The organism is Pseudomonas sp. MDT2-39-1, assembly GCF_054898085.1.
This window is the reverse complement of sequence record NZ_CM142716.1, coordinates 4,578,600-4,597,290: the sequence shown is the minus strand read 5'-3', so window position 1 is coordinate 4,597,290 and position 18,691 is coordinate 4,578,600. Positions and strand designations below refer to the sequence as shown.

At 58.3% G+C, this 18,691-nt stretch carries 17 protein-coding genes; 2 read left to right on the top strand and 15 right to left on the bottom strand.

What is annotated here, in order from left to right:
• Positions 1-120: 120 nt before the first annotated feature.
• The 15 genes from rnhB to rpsB all read right to left on the bottom strand — a co-directional run bounded on the left by rnhB (position 121) and on the right by rpsB (position 14,751).
• Positions 121-759: a ribonuclease HII gene (rnhB, locus tag ACYZTM_RS21410; protein ID WP_131059166.1), complete on the bottom strand. Its 639-nt coding sequence runs from the start codon at positions 757-759 to the stop codon at positions 121-123.
• Entirely contained in the window at positions 756-1,886 is a 1,131-nt protein-coding gene (gene lpxB / locus ACYZTM_RS21405) for a lipid-A-disaccharide synthase (RefSeq protein WP_131059165.1), read from the bottom strand. The genes rnhB and lpxB overlap by 4 nt, the downstream gene beginning before the upstream one ends.
• Positions 1,887-1,888: 2 nt before the next feature.
• On the bottom strand, positions 1,889-2,665 hold the full coding sequence (gene lpxA / locus ACYZTM_RS21400; RefSeq protein ID WP_131059164.1) for an acyl-ACP--UDP-N-acetylglucosamine O-acyltransferase: 777 nt from the start codon (positions 2,663-2,665) through the stop codon (positions 1,889-1,891).
• The gene (gene fabZ, locus ACYZTM_RS21395) at positions 2,662-3,102 is read right to left on the bottom strand and encodes a 3-hydroxyacyl-ACP dehydratase FabZ (RefSeq protein ID WP_008154051.1); all 441 of its coding nucleotides are present in this window, start codon (positions 3,100-3,102) and stop codon (positions 2,662-2,664) included. Before fabZ ends, lpxA begins: the two co-directional genes overlap by 4 nt.
• Positions 3,103-3,210: 108 nt before the next feature.
• The gene (gene lpxD, locus ACYZTM_RS21390) at positions 3,211-4,266 is read right to left on the bottom strand and encodes a UDP-3-O-(3-hydroxymyristoyl)glucosamine N-acyltransferase (RefSeq protein ID WP_109628213.1); all 1,056 of its coding nucleotides are present in this window, start codon (positions 4,264-4,266) and stop codon (positions 3,211-3,213) included.
• A gap of 3 nt (positions 4,267-4,269) precedes the next feature.
• Complete coding sequence (locus ACYZTM_RS21385; protein WP_150709950.1) at positions 4,270-4,773, bottom strand: OmpH/Skp family outer membrane protein; 504 nt, start codon at positions 4,771-4,773, stop codon at positions 4,270-4,272.
• A gap of 45 nt (positions 4,774-4,818) precedes the next feature.
• Positions 4,819-7,209 carry an outer membrane protein assembly factor BamA gene (gene bamA / locus ACYZTM_RS21380; protein ID WP_461984515.1) on the bottom strand — a complete coding sequence of 797 codons (2,391 nt, stop codon included), beginning with the start codon at positions 7,207-7,209 and terminating at the stop codon, positions 4,819-4,821.
• 74 nt (positions 7,210-7,283) lie between these two features.
• Positions 7,284-8,636: a sigma E protease regulator RseP gene (gene rseP / locus ACYZTM_RS21375; RefSeq protein WP_131059162.1), complete on the bottom strand. Its 1,353-nt coding sequence runs from the start codon at positions 8,634-8,636 to the stop codon at positions 7,284-7,286.
• Between the two features lie 53 nt (positions 8,637-8,689).
• Positions 8,690-9,880, bottom strand: a complete 1,191-nt coding sequence (gene ispC, locus ACYZTM_RS21370; RefSeq protein WP_131059161.1) for a 1-deoxy-D-xylulose-5-phosphate reductoisomerase — start codon at positions 9,878-9,880, stop codon at positions 8,690-8,692.
• Positions 9,877-10,683, bottom strand: a complete 807-nt coding sequence (locus tag ACYZTM_RS21365) for a phosphatidate cytidylyltransferase (protein ID WP_131059160.1) — start codon at positions 10,681-10,683, stop codon at positions 9,877-9,879. Before ACYZTM_RS21365 ends, ispC begins: the two co-directional genes overlap by 4 nt.
• The gene (uppS, locus tag ACYZTM_RS21360) at positions 10,683-11,438 is read right to left on the bottom strand and encodes a polyprenyl diphosphate synthase (protein ID WP_131059159.1); all 756 of its coding nucleotides are present in this window, start codon (positions 11,436-11,438) and stop codon (positions 10,683-10,685) included. Before uppS ends, ACYZTM_RS21365 begins: the two co-directional genes overlap by 1 nt.
• Before the next feature lie 13 nt (positions 11,439-11,451).
• Positions 11,452-12,009: a ribosome recycling factor gene (gene frr, locus ACYZTM_RS21355; RefSeq protein WP_131059158.1), complete on the bottom strand. Its 558-nt coding sequence runs from the start codon at positions 12,007-12,009 to the stop codon at positions 11,452-11,454.
• Positions 12,006-12,749: a UMP kinase gene (gene pyrH / locus ACYZTM_RS21350; protein ID WP_003172271.1), complete on the bottom strand. Its 744-nt coding sequence runs from the start codon at positions 12,747-12,749 to the stop codon at positions 12,006-12,008. The genes frr and pyrH overlap by 4 nt, the downstream gene beginning before the upstream one ends.
• A 209-nt stretch (positions 12,750-12,958) precedes the next feature.
• Positions 12,959-13,822 carry a translation elongation factor Ts gene (gene tsf / locus ACYZTM_RS21345; protein ID WP_131059157.1) on the bottom strand — a complete coding sequence of 288 codons (864 nt, stop codon included), beginning with the start codon at positions 13,820-13,822 and terminating at the stop codon, positions 12,959-12,961.
• Between the two features lie 191 nt (positions 13,823-14,013).
• Entirely contained in the window at positions 14,014-14,751 is a 738-nt protein-coding gene (rpsB, locus tag ACYZTM_RS21340; RefSeq protein WP_461984510.1) for a 30S ribosomal protein S2, read from the bottom strand.
• A 373-nt stretch (positions 14,752-15,124) separates the two neighbouring features.
• On the opposite strand from rpsB, the gene map reads away from it, so the two are divergent.
• Positions 15,125-15,907 (top strand): type I methionyl aminopeptidase, encoded by a 783-nt coding sequence (gene map, locus ACYZTM_RS21335; protein WP_131059156.1) that lies wholly within the window; start codon positions 15,125-15,127, stop codon positions 15,905-15,907.
• Positions 15,908-15,952: 45 nt separating this feature from the next.
• Complete coding sequence (locus ACYZTM_RS21330; protein ID WP_461984508.1) at positions 15,953-18,655, top strand: [protein-PII] uridylyltransferase; 2,703 nt, start codon at positions 15,953-15,955, stop codon at positions 18,653-18,655.
• Positions 18,656-18,691: the final 36 nt, after the last annotated feature.

The window sequence follows — 18,691 nt, the reverse complement described above, 5'->3', positions numbered from 1 at the left end:
ATGAAAACAACAAGGCCCGGAAATCCGGCGTTTAAAGCTACTGCGCTTGGTAAGCCTGCGCTCGCTACGCTTTAAAACGCCGGATTGTACCGGGCCTTGGCGAAAACATCAGCCTCGCAACTAACTCTCGATCAGGTTTTCCCGCGCCTCATAAGCCAGGCGTACCGGGGCGAACGAACGACGATGAATCGGGGTCGGGCCCAGCCGTGACAAGGCTTCCAGATGAACGGGTGTCGGGTAACCTTTGTGTCCACCGATGCCGTAACCCGGGTAAATCAATTCGAAAGCAGCCATTTCACGGTCACGACTGACTTTGGCCAGGATCGATGCCGCAGCGATGGCCGGCACCTTGCCGTCGCCCTGCACCACCGCTTCGGCGCGCATGGACAGTTTCGGGCAACGGTTGCCATCGATCATCGCCAGTTTCGGCTGGATGTGCAGGCCTTCGATCGCGCGCTGCATGGCCAGCATGGTGGCATGCAGAATGTTCAACTCATCGATTTCTTCGACTTCAGCCCGGGCGATGCACCAGCTCAAGGCTTTTTCGCAGATTTCATCGTAGAGCTTTTCGCGGCGGGCTTCGGTGAGCTTCTTCGAATCGTTCAGACCGAGAATGGGCCGGTTCGGATCGAGAATCACAGCGGCTGTCACCACGGCACCACACAGCGGGCCGCGGCCGACTTCGTCAACGCCGGCAACCAATTCTTCGACTTCAGCGACCAAGGTGAAATCGAGACCCATCTGTAGTGCTTTTGTCATTGTGTTTTGCCGATCAGATTCAGTACTGCGTCCGCTGCCTGATTTGAGGCATCCAGACGCAAGGTACGGTGGATTTCATCGAAGCCACGGGTCTGTTCCTCGCCACCTGCGATCAGTGGCGACAACGTCTGGGCCAGCGCTTCAACCGTCGCATCATCCTGCAGCAACTCGGGCACCAACAAGCGCTGGGCCAGCAGGTTCGGCAACGAGATGTAGGGGCTCTTGACCATGCGCTTGAGAATCCAGAACGTCAGCGGCGCCAGACGATAAGCGACGACCATCGGCCGCTTGTACAACAGCGCCTCGAGGGTCGCCGTTCCGGAGGCAATCAACACCGCGTCGCAGGCTGCAAGCGCCAGATGAGATTTGCCGTCAAGCAAGGTCAGCGGCAGGTCGCGACCGGCGAGCAACTCTTCAAGCTGCGCGCGGCGCTGAGGGCTGGCGCACGGAATAATGAACCGCACGCCTGGGCGCATGGCGCGCAAACGCTCGGCGGTATCGAGGAACAACGCGCCCAGGCGCCCGACTTCGCCACCGCGACTGCCCGGCATCAGCGCAACCAATGGTCCATCAGGCAAACCGAGTTCGGCGCGCGCGGCGCAACGATCAGCTTCGAGGGGGATCGCATCGGCCAGGGTGTGCCCGACAAACCGCACCGGCACGCCCTTCGCTTCATAGAACTTCGCTTCGAACGGAAACAGCGTCAGCATCAGGTCGCAGCCTTCGCGAATCTTCAGCACCCGCTTCTGCCGCCACGCCCACACCGACGGGCTGACGTAATGCACGGTCTTGATCCCGGCCTGACGCAGCTTGAGTTCGATATTGAGGTTGAAGTCCGGGGCATCGATGCCGATAAACGCGTCCGGCTTTTCGGCGATCAGGTCGGCAATCAGCTTTTTGCGACGCGCCATCAGCTCGCGCAATCGACCCAGTACTTCCACCAGGCCCATGACCGAAAGACGTTCCATCGGGAAATACGAAGTCAGGCCTTCGGCCTGCATCAGCGGGCCACCGACACCGATGAACTCTACCGCCGGATGCTGAGCTTTGAGTGCGCGCATGAGACCCGCGCCCAGAATGTCACCGGAAGCCTCACCCGCCACCAGCGCAATACGCAAATTAGCCATGATTAACGTGTGATGCCGCGGGTCGAAGACTGGATGGAATCACGGAACACCGCGACTTCCGGGAACTGGTCCGAAGGTTCGGCCAATTCGGCGAGTGCCTGTTCAACCGTCAGGCCCTGGCGGTAAACCACCTTATAGGCACGACGCAGGGCGTGGATCGCGTCTTCGCTGAAACCACGACGTCGCATGCCTTCGAAGTTCATGCTGCGCGCTTCGGCGGGGTTGCCAAACACCGTGACGTACGCTGGAACGTCCTTGCCAATGGCGGTACCCATGCCGGAAAAGCTGTGGGCGCCGATGTGGCAATACTGGTGGACCAGGGTGAAACCGGACAGGATCGCCCAGTCTTCCACGTGCACATGACCCGCCAACGCTGTGTTGTTGACCAGGATGCAGTGGTTGCCGATCACGCTGTCGTGGCCGATGTGGGCATAGGCCATGATCAGGTTGTGATCGCCCAGGGTCGTTTCTGAACGGTCCTGAACGGTCCCGCGGTGAATCGTCACGCCTTCACGGATGACGTTGTGGTCACCGATGACCAGGCGGGTTTCTTCACCTTTGTATTTCAGATCGGGCGTGTCCTCACCTACCGAAGAAAACTGGTAGATGCGGTTATGCTTACCGATTCGGGTCGGGCCCTTGAGAATCACATGCGGCCCGATCACTGTCCCCTCGCCGATTTCCACACCTGCGCCGACGATCGACCATGGGCCGACCTCGACACCTTCGGCCAGGACGGCCGTCGGATCGATGATTGCGCGAGGGTCAATCAAACTCATAGTTTGCGTTCCGCGCAGATGATTTCAGCGGAGCAGACTGGTTTGCCATCGACCGAAGCCTGGCACTCGAACTTCCAGATTTGGCGCTTGCAGCTGATGAAGCGGGCTTCGAGGATCAACTGATCGCCTGGGGTGACGGGCTGGCGAAAACGCAGCTTGTCGGAGCCGACGAAGTAGTAAAGCGTGCCGTCGGCGGGCTTCACGTCGAGCATTTTGAAGCCAAGGATACCGGCAGCCTGAGCCATCGCTTCGATGATCAACACGCCCGGCATGATTGGATGCGCAGGGAAGTGACCATTGAAGAACGGTTCGTTGATGCTGACATTCTTGTAGGCGCGAATGCGCTTGCCTTCCACATCCAGATCCACGACCCGGTCCACCAGCAGGAACGGGTAACGGTGAGGCAGGTATTCGCGAATCTCGTTGATGTCCATCATTTCGGGGGGAAGCCTATGTAAAGATTGGGAGCGCGCGACTGACGCGCACCCCTCTAGCAAATCAAGGAGGCAGTCTAGCGGCTGTGCACACTTGATATGGAAATGGTATCAGCCATCTGATGAAGCATTACCGTCAGGGGTCACGTCCCCTACACGCTTTTCCAGCTGTCGCAAACGTCGCGCGATGTCATCGAGCTGACGGATACGGGCCGCGCTTTTGCGCCATTCGGCTGCTGGCTGCATTGCCGTACCGGAAGAATAGGAACCCTTTTCGGTAATCGAGTGGGTCACCATGGTCATCCCGGTGATAAAAACGTTGTCGCAAATTTCGATATGCCCCACCAGCCCTACGCCACCGGCGAGCATGCAATGCTTGCCGATCTTGGTGCTGCCGGAGATCCCCACACATGCGGCCATGGCGGTGTGATCACCGACCTGCACGTTGTGGGCGATCTGAATCTGATTGTCGAGCTTCACACCGTTACCCAAGACGGTATCGGCCAGCGCGCCGCGGTCGATAGCGGTATTTACGCCAATCTCCACATCATCACCAACCAACACACCACCGATCTGGGCGATTTTCTGCCAGACACCCTTCTCGTTGGCAAAACCGAAGCCTTCTCCACCCAGCACTGCACCGGACTGGATCACCACCCGTTTGCCGATGCGCACGTCGTGGTACAGCGTGACCCGCGGGGCCAGCCAGCCGCCCTCGCCGATTTCGCAACGGGCACCGATGAAGCAATGCGCACCCACGGTCACACCAGCGGCGATACGCGCGCCGCTTTCGATCACCGCAAAGGCACCGATGCTCGCCGCCGGATCAACCACTGCGTCCACAGCCACTACCGCAGTCGGGTGAATACCGGCAGGCGCCTTGGGCTTGGGATCGAACAGATGGGAAATACGTGCGTAGGCCAGATAAGGATCAGGCACCACCAATGCATCGCCGGCAAAACCCTCAGCGTCAGCGGCCTTCAGCAACAGGGCTGCGGCCCGGCAGTCCACCAGGTATTTACGGTATTGGGGGTTTGCGAGAAAGCTCAACTGAGCTGGGCCAGCCTCTTGCAAAGTGGCTAGCCCAGTAATTTCTTTCTCCGGGTCGCCACGTAGCGTGGCGCCGAGGAACTCGGCCAATTGGCCGAGCTTTATAGTCGCTGTCATGGATTACTTCAGCTGATTCATGCGCTCGATAACCTGGCGAGTGATGTCGTACTGAGGTTTGACATCAATCACTGCGCCACGCTCGAAGACCAGGTCAAAAGCACCTTTCTTGATGACTTCTTCCACAGCGCCGTCCAGTTTCGGCTTGAGCTGCTTCAGCATTTCACGGTCGGCAACGGCTTTGGCTTCGTTCAGTTCCTTGGACTGGAACTGGAAGTCACGGGCCTTTTGCTTGAACTCGAGCTCAAGGCGTTCACGCTCGCCTTGCTGCATCTTGTCGCCGCCCGCCATCAGACGGTCCTGGATGCCTTTGGCGCTGCTTTCCAAAGTCTTGAGCTTGGACAGTTGCGGGCCGAACTTTTTCTCGGCATCCACGGCGTATTTCTTGGCCGCGTCGGATTCCAGCAGGGCCATCTGATAGTTCAGAACGGCGATTTTCATGTCGGCAAAAGCCGGACCTGCTACCAGTACGGTCGCCAGGAGAACCAATTGAGTCAACTTACGCACGATGCACTCCTACAAAATCCATTGTCGTTATTGTGGGGCAGACGCTTAGAACGTCTGACCAAGAGAGAATTGGAACACTTGAGTCTCAGCGTCATCCGGTTTCTTGATAGGCATGGCCAACGCGAAGCTCAGAGGACCCAGTGCGGTGACCCAGGTCACGCCCACACCGACGGAACTCGCGACGTTGCTCAGGCTAATGTCGTTGCACTCTGTTTGAGCGGTCGAACCGACATTGGCGTTCGTCGTTTTGTCGCACTTGGAATCGAATACGTTACCCACATCCCAGAATACCGAAGTACGCAGGGAACGCTGATCCTTGACGAATGGCAGCGGGAACAGCAACTCGACACCACCCTGGACCAGGACGTTACCACCGAACGGCAGCGGATCCTGATCCGGGTCTCTGAGGGTGCCGGCGTTACCTGTCTCAGCCGCACCACGACTCGGGGTACTGCGCGGACCAAGGGTACTGTCCTTGAAGCCACGAACCGAGTTGAAACCACCAGCGTAGTAGTTTTCATAGAATGGCAAGCCATCGGTGGAACCGTAGCCATCGCCATAACCCAGTTCGGTGTGAAGACGAACGGTGTAGTTTTCAGTGATTGGCTGGAACAGCTGACCACGGTAATCAAGTTTGAAGAACGACAGGTCGCTACCCGGCGTGGTGGTTTCCAGAGTCAAGCTCTGGGAATGGCCACGGGTCGCCAGGACGCCTTTGTTCAAAGTCGACTCGGACCAACCGGCGGACGCCTTGAAGTTCAGGTAGTTGTCGCCTTCACGGTTAACGAAGTCGAAAATCTCGTCAACGGTGTACTGACCAGTCTTGATCTTGTCCTGTTGCACGCTCAGACCGAAGGTCAGGCGCGACGTCTCGCTGATCGGGTAACCGACGTTAACGCCAGCACCCAGGCTGTCTACGGCATAGCTGGCTACGTCGACATCGAGGTCATCGTAATCGGTGGTGCGATAGAAAGCGTTGTAACCCAGGCTCACGCCATCAGCCGTCCAGTACGGGTCGACATAACCAAAGTTATAGCGGCTCTGGTATTCACTGCGGGTCAAACCGACGCTGACCTTGTTACCGGTACCCAGGAAGTTGTTCTGAGTGATCGAACCACCGAGGATCAGACCGGCGCTTTGAGCGAAACCGACGCTAGCGGTGATCGAACCGGAAGCCTGCTCTTCAACGCTGTAGTTCACGTCAACCTGGTCATCGACACCCGGTACAGCAGGTGTTTCAACGTTGACTTCCTTGAAGAAGCCCAGACGCTCAAGACGGGTCTTGGATTGGTCGATCAGGTAGGTCGAAGCCCAGCCGCCTTCCATCTGACGCATTTCACGGCGCAGCACTTCGTCTTCGGACTTGGTGTTGCCACGGAAGTTGATGCGGTTGACGTAAGCACGCTTGCCCGGATCGACTGCGAAAGTGATGTCGACCGTGTGGTCTTCATCGTTAGGCTGAGGCACACCATTGACGTTGGCGAAGGTGTAGCCCTCGTTGCCCAGGCGGCGGGTGATCAGCTCGGACGTGGTGGTCATCAGCTTGCGCGAGAACACTTGGCCTTTCTGAACCAGCAGCAGGGACTTGACCTGGTCTTCAGGGACTTTCAGGTCGCCGCTCAGCTTGACGTCACGAACGGTGTATTTCTCGCCTTCGCTGACGTTGACGGTGATGTAGACGTGTTTCTTGTCCGGGGTAATGGACACCTGGGTCGAAGCGATATCCATGTTGATATAGCCACGGTCCAGGTAGTAGGAGCGCAGACGCTCCAGGTCACCCGACAGTTTTTCACGAGCGTACTTGTCATCGTTCTTGAAGAACGACAACCAGTTGGTGGTCTTCAATTCAAACAGGTCGATCAGGTCTTCATCAGGGAAGACCGTGTTACCCACCACGTTGATGTGCTGGATAGCCGCAACGGTGCCTTCGTTGATATTGACCTTCAGGCCGACGCGGTTACGCGGCTGCGGCACCACTTCGGTGTCGACGGTAGCCGAGTATCGACCCTGGGCGACATATTGGCGCTGCAGTTCGTTGCGGACACCTTCGAGGGTGGCGCGCTGGAAGATTTCGCCTTCGGCCAGACCGGATTGTTTGAGGCCCTTCATCAGGTCTTCAGTAGAGATCGCCTTGTTACCTTCGATCTCGATACTGGCGACCGACGGACGCTCGACTACCGTGATGACCAGGACGTTGCCATCGCGGCCCAGCTGGATATCTTGAAAGAACCCGGTTTTGAACAGCGCACGAGTGGATTCCACCAGGCGACGATCATCCGCCTGTTCACCGACGTTTAACGGCAAAGCACCAAAGACGCTACCCGCGGAGACCCGCTGGAGGCCATTGACGCGAATATCAGAGATAGTGAAGGACTCGGCGTGAACTTCGGCGATCATCAATACGGTGAGAACCGCAGTTAGCAGCAGACGTTTCATGAAGTCCTTTCTTATTCCAACTGGCAATAAACAAACTGCCGCAAAATGCGGCAGATTCGCAATTCAGCGAAGTGTTACAGACGGCCCAAATCATTGACCAGAGCAAGCAACATCACCCCGACCACCAAACTGATACCGATCTGTATCCCCCAACCCTGCACCCGATCTGACAAGGGACGACCACGCGCCCACTCGATCAGATAAAACAACAAATGCCCCCCATCCAGTACAGGAATGGGCAACAAATTCAGAACCCCCAGGCTAATACTCAGATAAGCAAGGAAATTCAGGAAATCAGCGACACCCGACTGGGCAGAAGCGCCCGCCACTTTAGCAATGGTTATCGGTCCACTCAAGTTTTTTACCGAGAGCTCACCGAACAACATTTTCTTGAGCGAATCGAGGGTCAGTACACTCATGGTCCAGGTGCGTCGAGCACCCTCGCCAATTGCGGCCAACGGGCCATAACTGACTTCGCGAATCATCTCTGGCGGCCAATCGACCGCTTTCACCCCGGCGCCCATGTAACCAGTAGGCGCCTTTTTCTCGCCGCGAGCGGCCAAAGTCACAGGGACGTCGATTTGAGCACCATCACGCTCAACGCGCAGCATGATTTTGGTATCCGGATGCATACGGACCGTGTCGACCACCTGTTGCCAGTCATCAAGTGACTTACCGTCGAGGGCCAACAGCCGATCACCGGTCTTCAGGCCCGCAGCCTGTGCCGGCCCTTTCGGATCAAGTTCGGCCAACACGGGCGGCAACGCCGGACGCCACGGGCGAATACCCAACGAACGGATAGGATCCGGCTCGTCTGCGCCCTTGAGCCATTTATCCAGCATCAGCTCACGCGGCGAATCTGCCGTGGAACCTTGCTCACGCACCAACAATTGAAGAGTACCGCTCTCGCCAAGACGACGGACCAGTTGCAGATTCACTGAGGCCCAGCCGGAAGTCGGCTCGCCATCGATGGCAATGATTTCCTGACCGGCACCCAGACCGGCCTTGGCAGCGATGCTGCCGGATTCGACCGCGCCGATGACCGGCCGCACCTGCTCGCTGCCGAGCATGGCCAGCACCCAGAAAAACACCATTGCCAATAGAAAGTTGGCGATCGGTCCCGCGGCCACGATGGCAATACGCTGACGGACAGATTTGCGATTGAAGGATTGTTCGACCTGATCGGCCGGCACTTCGCCTTCGCGCTCGTCGAGCATCTTCACGTAGCCGCCCAACGGAATGGCCGCCACCACAAACTCTGTGCCTTTCTTGTCGTGCCAACGCAGCAGTGGCATGCCGAAGCCCACGGAGAAACGCAGAACTTTGACTCCACAGCGACGTGCGACCCAGAAATGGCCGAATTCGTGGAAGGTGACCAGCACGCCCAATGCAACCAGGGTGCCGACAATCATATAGAGCGCGCTCATCTACTTTCTCCGCAATCCTATCCAGTGCTGCATGGGCCAGCGTATTGCAGCACTCACCGCCCGTGACGACTCAGCCATTGCCCGGCCAGTACTCGCGCTTTCGCGTCGGCCGTGAACACCGCCTCGAGATCATCCACCGCAACCACAGGCTCAAGGTTTAACACTTCCTCGATGATACTCGCGATTTCCGGGTAGCGAACCCGCCCGTCGAGAAACGCCGCGACAGCCACTTCATTTGCCGCATTGAGCATCGCCGGCGCGCTATTGCCCGCTTCGGCGGCCTGTCGCGCAAGGCGCAGGCAAGGGAAACGCTCTTCGTCGGGCTCCTGAAAGTCCAGGCGCGCGATGGCGAACAGATCCAGCGGCGCTACGCCCGAATCGATGCGCTCCGGCCAGGCCAGGGCATTGGCGATCGGCGTGCGCATGTCCGGATTGCCTAACTGCGCCAGCACCGAGCCATCGATATAGTCGACCAGAGAATGAATCACGCTCTGCGGGTGAATCACCACTTCGACCTGGGACGGCTTGGCGTCGAACAGCCAGCAGGCTTCAATCAATTCAAGCCCTTTGTTCATCATGCTGGCCGAATCGACCGAAATCTTGCGACCCATGGACCAGTTCGGATGAGCGCACGCTTGCTCAGGCGAAACATGCGACAACTCGGCCATCGGTGTCTGTCGGAACGGACCACCAGAGGCTGTCAGCAGAATCCGACGCACACCGACTGCGCCAAGCCCACGGGCGAAATCCTGTGGCATGCATTGGAAAATCGCGTTGTGTTCGCTGTCGATCGGCAGCAGCACCGAGCCGCTTTTGCGCACGGCCTGCATGAACAGGGCACCCGACATGACCAGCGCTTCTTTGTTGGCCAGCAGGATCTTCTTGCCCGCCTCGACCGCCGCCAGGGTCGGACGCAAGCCCGCCGCGCCAACGATGGCCGCCATGATCGCATCGACCTCGGGATCGGAAGCAACCTGGCACAGGCCCTCCTCTCCCACCAACACGCGGGTCGACAGGCCCGCGGCGCGCAAGTCGTCCTGCAAGGTTCGGGCAGCACCCGCTTCCGGCACGACGGCAAACCGCGGCGTATGACGCACGCACAAAGCCAGCAGCTCACTCAGGCGGCTGTAACCGCTCAAGGCGAAAACCTGATAGCGCTCGGGATGGCGAGCGATCACGTCCAGGGTACTCAGACCGATCGAACCGGTCGCCCCCAGAACGGTAATCTGTTGTGGGCGGCTCACGGTGCAGCCATCCACAACAGCACGGCAAAGACAGGGATCGCGGCCGTCAGGCTGTCGATGCGATCCAGCACACCGCCATGCCCCGGCAGCAGGTTACTGCTGTCCTTGATGCCCGATTGACGCTTGAACATGCTTTCGGTGAGATCACCCACGACCGAGATGAACACGATAATTGCCGCACCGATCAACCCTTTGAAAAGCTCGGCAACCGTCCAGTCCCGAACCAGGCCGACAATGACAGTGATTACCAGGCTCAGCGCCAGGCCGCCATACACGCCTTCCCAGCTCTTGCCGGGACTCACCAGCGGCGCCAGCTTGCGCTTGCCAAAGGCCCGACCGGAAAAGTACGCGCCGATATCGGCGCCCCAGACCAGCACCATCACCGCCATGATCAGCCAGTTGCCCAAGGGTTCCTGCTTGATCTGGACCAGACCTTGCCAGGCCGGCAGCAAGATCAGCAAACCGATCACAAGCTTGCAGGCCGTGCTGGACCAGTGTTCGCTGGAGCGCGGGTAAGTCAGCACCAGATACGTCGCCACGCCCCACCAGAGCACCGAAGCACCCAACACCCAGGGCGCGAGCCCCGGCAGGATGTGCATGACAAACAGCATCAATGCGACCACAACCGCATAGGCAACGCGAATCGGCTGGGCGTTAAAGCCTGCCAGGCGAGCCCACTCCCACGCACCGAGGGTCACGACCAGCCCGATGAACAGCGCAAAGCCTGTGCCTTCGAGCAGGAAAAACCCGCACAAGGCGATCGGCAGCAGGATCAGCGCGGTGATGATTCGTTGTTTAAGCATTAAACCCGGGCTCCAGACTCGACCTGCTCGCTCGTTTTACCGAAGCGGCGCTGACGAGAAGCGAAATCGGCCAGCGCGTTACGCATGGCGTCGTGTTTGAAGTCCGGCCAGAACAGGTCGGAGAAGTACAACTCGGCATAGGCCAGTTGCCACAGCAGGAAGTTGCTGATGCGGTGTTCGCCACCGGTGCGGATACACAAGTCCGGCAACGGCAGATCGCCGGTGGCCAGACAGGTCTGCAACAGCTCGGGCGTGATGTCCTCCGGACGCAGATGCCCGGCCTGAACCTCACGCGCCAGACGCTGCGCGGCTTGCGCGATGTCCCACTGACCGCCGTAGTTGGCGGCGATCTGCAAGACAAAGCGGTTGGCACCGGCGGTCATCGCTTCGGCTTCACGCATGGCAACCTGAAGCTCGGGATGAAAGCGCGAACGATCACCAATGATGCGCAGACTGATGTTGTTGTCATTGAGGCGCTTGGCCTCGCGACGCAACGCCTTGAAGAACAAATCCATCAAGGCACTGACTTCATCGGCCGGGCGCTGCCAGTTCTCACTGGAGAAAGCAAACAGGGTCAATACCTCGACCCCTGCCTCGGCACACACCTCGATCACTGCGCGAACTGCATCCACACCCGCTTTGTGCCCGGCGACACCCGGCATAAAGCGCTTTTTCGCCCAGCGATTATTACCATCCATGATGATCGCGACATGGCGCGGCACCGCGGACGGCGCAGTCTGCTTGGTCTTTTCCATGAAAACGCGACCCTTATACGGCCATCAGGTCGGCTTCTTTCTGCTTGGTGGCCGCATCAATGTCAGCCTCAGCCTTGTCGGTCAGCTTCTGGATATCGGCAGCGGCACGACGCTCTTCGTCTTCGCTGATTTCCTTGTCTTTCACCAGCTTCTTCAAATCACCCAAAGCATCGCGACGGATGTTACGTACCGCCACACGAGCGTCTTCGGCAGCGCTACGCGCCTGCTTGGTAAAACCTTTGCGGGTCTCTTCGGTCAGCGCCGGCATGGAGATCAGCAGCAACTCACCCAGATTGGTCGGATTGAGGTTCAGACCTGCGCTCTGGATAGCCTTGTCGACAGCGGCAAGCATATTGCGCTCAAAAGCTACTACTTGCAGGGTGCGGGAGTCTTTTACGGTGATGTTGGCCACTTGGGTGATGGAGGTGTCTGCGCCGTAGTACGGCACCATCACGCTACCCAGAATGCTCGGGTGTGCCTTGCCAGTGCGAATCTGGCCAAATGCATGGTTCAGAGAATCCAGGGATTTCTGCATGCGCTCTTGAGCGTCTTTCTTGATTTCGTTGATCATTGTTGGCCTTCCTCGATCAGGGTCCCTTCAGCGCCGCCATGTACGATGTTCAGCAGGGCGCCGGGCTTGTTCATGTTAAAGACGCGCAACGGCATCTTGTGGTCGCGGCACAGGCAAATGGCCGTCAGATCCATCACACCCAGCTTGCGATCCAGCACTTCATCGTAGGTCAGATGATCGAACTTCTCGGCATGCGGGTCTTTGAATGGGTCAGCGGTGTAGACGCCATCGACCTTGGTTGCCTTGAGCACGACATCGGCGTCGATTTCGATCGCTCGCAAGCAGGCTGCCGAATCCGTGGTGAAGAACGGATTACCGGTACCGGCCGCAAAGATCACGACTTCCTTGGCATTCAGGTGGCGCATGGCTTTGCGACGATCGTAGTGATCGGTCACGCCAACCATGGAAATGGCCGACATCACGATGGCCGAGATATTGGCACGTTCCAGCGCATCGCGCATGGCCAGGGCGTTCATCACAGTGGCCAGCATGCCCATGTGGTCGCCAGTGACCCGATCCATGCCGGCCGCACTCAGTGCAGCACCGCGGAACAAGTTACCGCCACCGATCACCAGACCGACCTGCACACCGATGCCGACCAATTGACCGACTTCCAGCGCCATGCGATCCAGAACTTTCGGATCGATCCCGAACTCTTCCGAGCCCATCAGGGCCTCGCCGCTAAGCTTGAGTAGAATGCGTTTATAGCGAGCCTGATAACCACTGCCCTGCTGAGCCATTGCGAATCTCTCCTGCGGCGTATTTTAAAATTCTTTGCGAGCTGTTTTCAGCTGGCGTTCACTCTAGCTTGGCGCTGCTTCAGCGCCATCGGAACATGGCTTTGTAAGCCAGTTCCAAAGGGAAACCAATTAAAAATTGGTGCCCCATCTGAAAAGAGGCTGCGCGCGTAAGCGGGCAGCCTCTTCAGGGCGACAGTTAAAAAACCGTCTTATTGCTTGGCAGCAGCCAGCTGGGCAGCAACTTCTTCAGCGAAGTTGTCGACCGGCTTCTCGATGCCTTCGCCTACTTTGAAGTAGGTGAAAGAAACGATTTCAGCACCGGCTTTCTTGGCCAGTTCGCCGACCTTGATTTCAGGGTTCTTGACGAACGCCTGCTCAACCAGGCTCGCTTCAGCCAGGAACTTGCTGATACGGCCTTTGACCATGTTTTCAACGATGTTTTCCGGCTTGCCGGCGATCTTGTCAGCGTTGAGGGTCAGGAACACGCCCTTCTCACGCTCGACCGCTTCAGCGGAAACTTCCGACGGCAGCAAGAATTCAGGGTTGGTCGCCGCTACGTGCATGGCGATGTCTTTGGCCAGCTCAACGCTGCCGCCTTTAAGGGCAACCACAACACCGATCTTGTTGCCGTGCAGGTAACCGCCAACAACATCACCTTCAACGCGAGCCAGGCGACGGATATTGACGTTTTCGCCAACCTTGCCGACCAGAACCAGGCGATCAGCTTCTTGAGCGGCGATCAGCGGAGCAACTTCAGTCAGTTTGTCAGCGAACGCTTTTTCAACGCTGGAAGCGACAAATGCCTTGAAGTCATCCTGCAAAGCCAGGAAGTCAGTCTGCGAGTTCACTTCCAGCAGAACGGCGGATTTACCGTCTTCCTTCAGAGCGATAGCGCCTTCAGCGGCTACGTTACCTGCTTTCTTGGCAGCCTTGATGGCGCCAGAAGCACGCATGTCATCAATGGCTTTTTCGATGTCGCCGCCAGCCTTGGTCAAGGCCTTTTTGCAGTCCATCATGCCTTCGCCAGTACGCTCGCGCAGTTCTTTGACCAACGCCGCAGTAATCTCTGCCATTTCAAAATTCCTCTTGGATAGGTTTTCAACCATTCCACCCGATCGAACGGGCGATCAATTCTTCCCGAACCCACTTGTTAGCAGCTGCACGTTACAGAGGCTGTAGCTGCGCCGCTCACAACCGGTTTTCAAGGTGGCAAAAAGGGGGCCAAGCCCCCTTTTTGCTTACTGAGTCAACGCCAGGGCGTCAATTACTCAGCTGCAGCCGCCGGAGCTTCTTCAACGAACTGCTCGGTGCCGCCAGCAACGTGGTTGCGACCGCGGATTACAGCGTCAGCCATCGAACCCATGTACAGCTGGATAGCGCGGATTGCGTCATCGTTGCCTGGGATGATGTAGTCAACGCCTTCCGGGCTGCTGTTGGTATCGACTACGCCGATAACCGGGATGCCCAGCTTGTTGGCTTCGGTGATCGCGATGCGCTCGTGATCAACGTCGATAACGAACAGTGCGTCTGGCAGACCGCCCATGTCCTTGATACCACCCAGGGAACGATCGAGCTTCTCAAGATCGCGAGTGCGCATCAGCGCTTCTTTCTTGGTCAGCTTGGTGAAAGTACCGTCTTCGGCTTGCACTTCAAGGTCACGCAGACGCTTGATGGAAGCACGGATGGTTTTGAAGTTGGTCAGCATGCCGCCCAACCAGCGGTGATCGACGTACGGCGAACCGCAACGTGCTGCTTCTTCAGCAACGATCTTGCCAGCGGAACGCTTGGTGCCGACGAACAGAATCTTGTTTTTGCCCTGGGCCAGACGCTCTACGAAAGTCAGAGCTTCGTTGAACATTGGCAGGGTTTTTTCAAGGTTGATGATGTGGATCTTGTTACGCGCGCCGAAAATGTATTTACCCATTTTCGGGTTCCAGTAACGGGTCTGGTGACCGAAGTGCACACCGGCCTTCAGCATATCGCGCATGTTGACTTGGGACATGATAGTTCCTTAATAAGTCGGGTTTGGCCTCCACGTATCCCAATGACCAACCAGCAGCATCAGCTGAAGGCACCCAGGTCATCGTGTCGACACGTGTGTGGATTTAAGCCTCTCGGGGTATCCCCGGAAAGCGGCGCATTTTATATCACAGGGCTGCAAAAAACGGAACCCGGATTCTCAATTCCTGATGCGCGACTTCAACCGCGCCCTTGGAATCGCCCAAGAATGCGCCAATCTATAGAGAGAAGCGATGCACAGAGGCTCAGATTTGCGCTGATCGTCTGTTAGAATCGCGTTTTTCAGGGCCGCGAAGATCGATCGCGCAATGCCCATTTCGTTTTAGCAAGCGCCATCGAGCGCAGAGAGAGCCTGTATGACCGTCACCCTCAAAACCCCCGAGGACATCGCAAAGATGCGTGTCGCCGGCAAACTGGCCGCCGATGTGCTGGAAATGATTGCCGAACATGTCAAGCCGGGCATCACCACCGAAGAACTGGACCGCATCTGCCACGACTACATCGTCAACGAGCAGAAAGCCATCCCTGCCCCGCTCAACTATAAAGGCTATCCGAAGTCGATCTGCACCTCGATCAACCACGTGGTCTGCCACGGCATCCCGAACGAGAAGCCGCTGAAGGATGGTGACACCCTGAACATCGATGTCACCGTCATCAAGGACGGTTTCCACGGTGACACCAGCCGCATGTTCCACGTCGGCACCGTGCCGGTCTGGGCCGAGCGCCTGTCGCAAATCACCCAAGAATGCATGTACAAGGCCATCGAAATCGTCAAACCCGGCTGCCGCCTGGGCGACATCGGTGAAATCATCCAGAAACACGCTGAAAAGAACGGTTTCTCGGTCGTACGCGAGTTCTGCGGTCACGGCATCGGCAAGGTGTTCCACGAAGAGCCGCAAATCCTGCACTACGGCCGCTCCGGCACCGGCATGGAGCTCAAAGCGGGCATGACCTTCACCATCGAGCCGATGATCAACCAGGGCAAGGCCGACACCAAGGTATTGGGCGACGGCTGGACCGCGATCACCAAGGACCGCAAGCTGTCGGCCCAGTGGGAACATACCCTGTTGGTGACCGAGACCGGTTACGAGATCTTCACCCTGCGCGCGGATGACACCATCCCGCGCGTTTCGGCCTGATCCGACCCGCGCCGTTCAAAGCCTTATAGATAGGAAAGCCAATCGATGCCGCAGGTGGATCCCGAACTCTTCGACCGCGGCCAGTTCCAGGCGGAACTGGCCCTGAAGGCAAGCCCGATCGCGGCCTTCAAGAAGGCGATCCGCCAGGCCCGCGAGGTGCTCGACGAGCGCTTTCGCAGCGGCCGGGACATTCGCCGGTTGATCGAGGATCGCGCCTGGTTCGTCGATAACATCCTGCAAAAGGCCTGGGAGCAATTCAACTGGAGCGAAGACGCCGACATCGCGCTGGTCGCGGTCGGCGGCTACGGTCGCGGCGAATTGCATCCTTATTCCGACATCGACCTGTTGATCCTGCTGGACAGCGCCGATCACGAAGTTTTCCGTGATTCCATCGAGCGTTTTCTGACGCTGTTGTGGGACGTCGGCCTGGAGGTCGGCCAGAGCGTTCGCTCCGTGGACGAATGCGCCATTGAAGCCCGCGCCGACCTGACGGTTGTCACCAACCTGATGGAAAGCCGCACCATCTGCGGTCCCGAACGCCTGCGCCAGCGCATGCTCGACGTCACCAGCACCGCGCACATGTGGCCGAGCAAGGACTTCTTCCTGGCCAAACGCGCCGAGCAAAAGGCCCGTCACCACAAATACAACGACACCGAATACAACCTGGAACCCAACGTCAAAGGCTCGCCCGGCGGGCTGCGGGACATTCAGACGATTCTGTGGGTGGCCCGCCGCGAATACGGCACCCTGAACCTGCGGGCCCTGGCCGGCGAAGGCTTCCTGGTCGAAAGCGAAAACGCCCTGCTGGCCTCGTCCCAGGAGTTTTTGTGGAAGGTCCGGTACGCGCTGCACATGCTCGCCGGTCGCTCCGAAGACCGCTTGCTGTTCGATCACCAGCGTTCGATTGCCGGGCTGCTGGGTTTCGAGGGCGATGACGCCAAGCACACCATCGAAAACTTCATGCAGCAGTATTACCGGGTGGTCATGAGCATTGCCCAGCTCAGCGACCTGATCATCCAGCACTTCGAGGAAGTCATCCTCGCCCCGGAAGACGAAGCGCCGCCGCAGCCGATCAATTCGCGGTTCCAGTTGCACGACGGCTACATCGAGGCGCGCAACGACAACGTGTTCCGTCGTACGCCGTTCGCCATGCTCGAGATCTTCGTGCTGATGGCCCAGCAGCCGGAAATCAAAGGCGTACGCGCCGATACCATTCGTCTGCTGCGTGAGCATCGTCACCTGATCGACGACGATTTCCGCAATGACATTCGCAACACCAGCCTGTTCATCGAACTGTTCAAGTGCAAGATCGGTATCCACCGCAACCTGCGCCGGATGAACCGTTACGGGATCCTCGGGCGTTATCTGCCGGAGTTCGGCTTCATTGTCGGGCAGATGCAGCACGACCTGTTTCACATCTATACGGTCGACGCCCACACCCTGAATTTGATCAAGCACCTGCGCAAGTTGCAGTACACCCAGGTGTCGGAAAAATTCCCGCTGGCCAGCAAGCTCATGGGCAAACTGCCCAAACCCGAGTTGATTTACCTGGCCGGCCTGTACCACGACATCGGCAAGGGCCGGCATGGCGACCACTCGGAAATCGGTGCGGTGGATGCCGAAGCCTTTTGCCAGCGCCACCAATTGCCGGTGTGGGACAGCCGCCTGATTGTCTGGCTGGTGCAGAACCACCTGGTGATGTCGACCACCGCCCAGCGCAAGGACTTGTCCGACCCGCAGGTGATCCACGATTTCGCACAAGCCGTCGCCGACGAAACCCGTCTCGATTATCTGTACGTGCTGACCGTTGCCGACATCAATGCCACCAACCCGACCCTGTGGAATTCCTGGCGCGCCAGCCTCTTGCGTCAGCTCTACACCGAGACCAAGCGCGCCTTGCGCCGCGGCCTGGAAAACCCGGTGGACCGCGAAATGCAGATCCGTCAGACCCAGAGCGCAGCCCTGGATATTCTGGTGCGCGGCGGTACCGATCCGGACGATGTCGAGCAGCTGTGGTCGCAATTGGGTGATGACTACTTCCTGCGTCACACTGCTGGCGACGTCGCCTGGCACAGTGACGCGATCCTCCAGCAACCGGCCGATGGCGGGCCGCTGGTGTTGATCAAGGAAACCACCCAGCGCGAATTCGAGGGCGGCACGCAGATCTTTATCTACGCACCTGACCAGCATGACTTCTTCGCCGTGACCGTGGCCGCGATGGACCAGCTCAACCTGAACATTCACGACGCCCGGGTCATCACCTCCAGCAGCCAGTTCACCCTCGACACCTACATCGTGCTCGACACTGACGGCGACTCGATCGGTGATAACCCGGCACGGGTCAAGCAAATCCGCAAAGGCCTGACCGATGCCCTACGCAACCCGGACGATTACCCGACGATCATCCAGCGTCGGGTGCCGCGCCAGCTCAAGCATTTCGCGTTTGCGCCACAGGTGACGATCCACAACGACGCCCAGCGCCAGGTGACGGTGCTGGAGCTCAGCGCCCCGGATCGCCCCGGCCTGTTGGCGCGGATCGGCACGATTTTCCTGGAGTTCGACTTGTCGCTGCAAAACGCCAAGATTGCGACCCTCGGCGAACGCGTGGAAGACGTGTTCTTTATTACCGACGCGAACAACCAGCCGCTGTCCGACCCGCTGCTGTGCAGCCGCTTGCAGGATGCGATCGTCAAACAGCTCAGCGTCAGCCACGAACCCGATATCAAACTGTCGCACATCAGCATCTAGCCGAGCGCCAGGATTGAGCCGCTTTGAACGAGACCC

Coding starts and splice junctions, on each gene's coding strand:
- bamA (WP_461984515.1), bottom strand. CDS start 7,209: ATGAAACGTCTGCTGCTAACTGCGGTTCTCACCGTATTGATGATCGCC.
- uppS (WP_131059159.1), bottom strand. CDS start 11,438: ATGGAAAAGACCAAGCAGACTGCGCCGTCCGCGGTGCCGCGCCATGTC.
- rpsB (WP_461984510.1), bottom strand. CDS start 14,751: ATGTCCCAAGTCAACATGCGCGATATGCTGAAGGCCGGTGTGCACTTC.
- map (WP_131059156.1), top strand. CDS start 15,125: ATGACCGTCACCCTCAAAACCCCCGAGGACATCGCAAAGATGCGTGTC.
- rnhB (WP_131059166.1), bottom strand. CDS start 759: ATGACAAAAGCACTACAGATGGGTCTCGATTTCACCTTGGTCGCTGAA.
- ACYZTM_RS21365 (WP_131059160.1), bottom strand. CDS start 10,683: ATGCTTAAACAACGAATCATCACCGCGCTGATCCTGCTGCCGATCGCC.
- lpxB (WP_131059165.1), bottom strand. CDS start 1,886: ATGGCTAATTTGCGTATTGCGCTGGTGGCGGGTGAGGCTTCCGGTGAC.
- fabZ (WP_008154051.1), bottom strand. CDS start 3,102: ATGATGGACATCAACGAGATTCGCGAATACCTGCCTCACCGTTACCCG.
- lpxA (WP_131059164.1), bottom strand. CDS start 2,665: ATGAGTTTGATTGACCCTCGCGCAATCATCGATCCGACGGCCGTCCTG.
- ACYZTM_RS21330 (WP_461984508.1), top strand. CDS start 15,953: ATGCCGCAGGTGGATCCCGAACTCTTCGACCGCGGCCAGTTCCAGGCG.
- tsf (WP_131059157.1), bottom strand. CDS start 13,822: ATGGCAGAGATTACTGCGGCGTTGGTCAAAGAACTGCGCGAGCGTACT.
- rseP (WP_131059162.1), bottom strand. CDS start 8,636: ATGAGCGCGCTCTATATGATTGTCGGCACCCTGGTTGCATTGGGCGTG.
- lpxD (WP_109628213.1), bottom strand. CDS start 4,266: ATGACAGCGACTATAAAGCTCGGCCAATTGGCCGAGTTCCTCGGCGCC.
- pyrH (WP_003172271.1), bottom strand. CDS start 12,749: ATGGCTCAGCAGGGCAGTGGTTATCAGGCTCGCTATAAACGCATTCTA.
- frr (WP_131059158.1), bottom strand. CDS start 12,009: ATGATCAACGAAATCAAGAAAGACGCTCAAGAGCGCATGCAGAAATCC.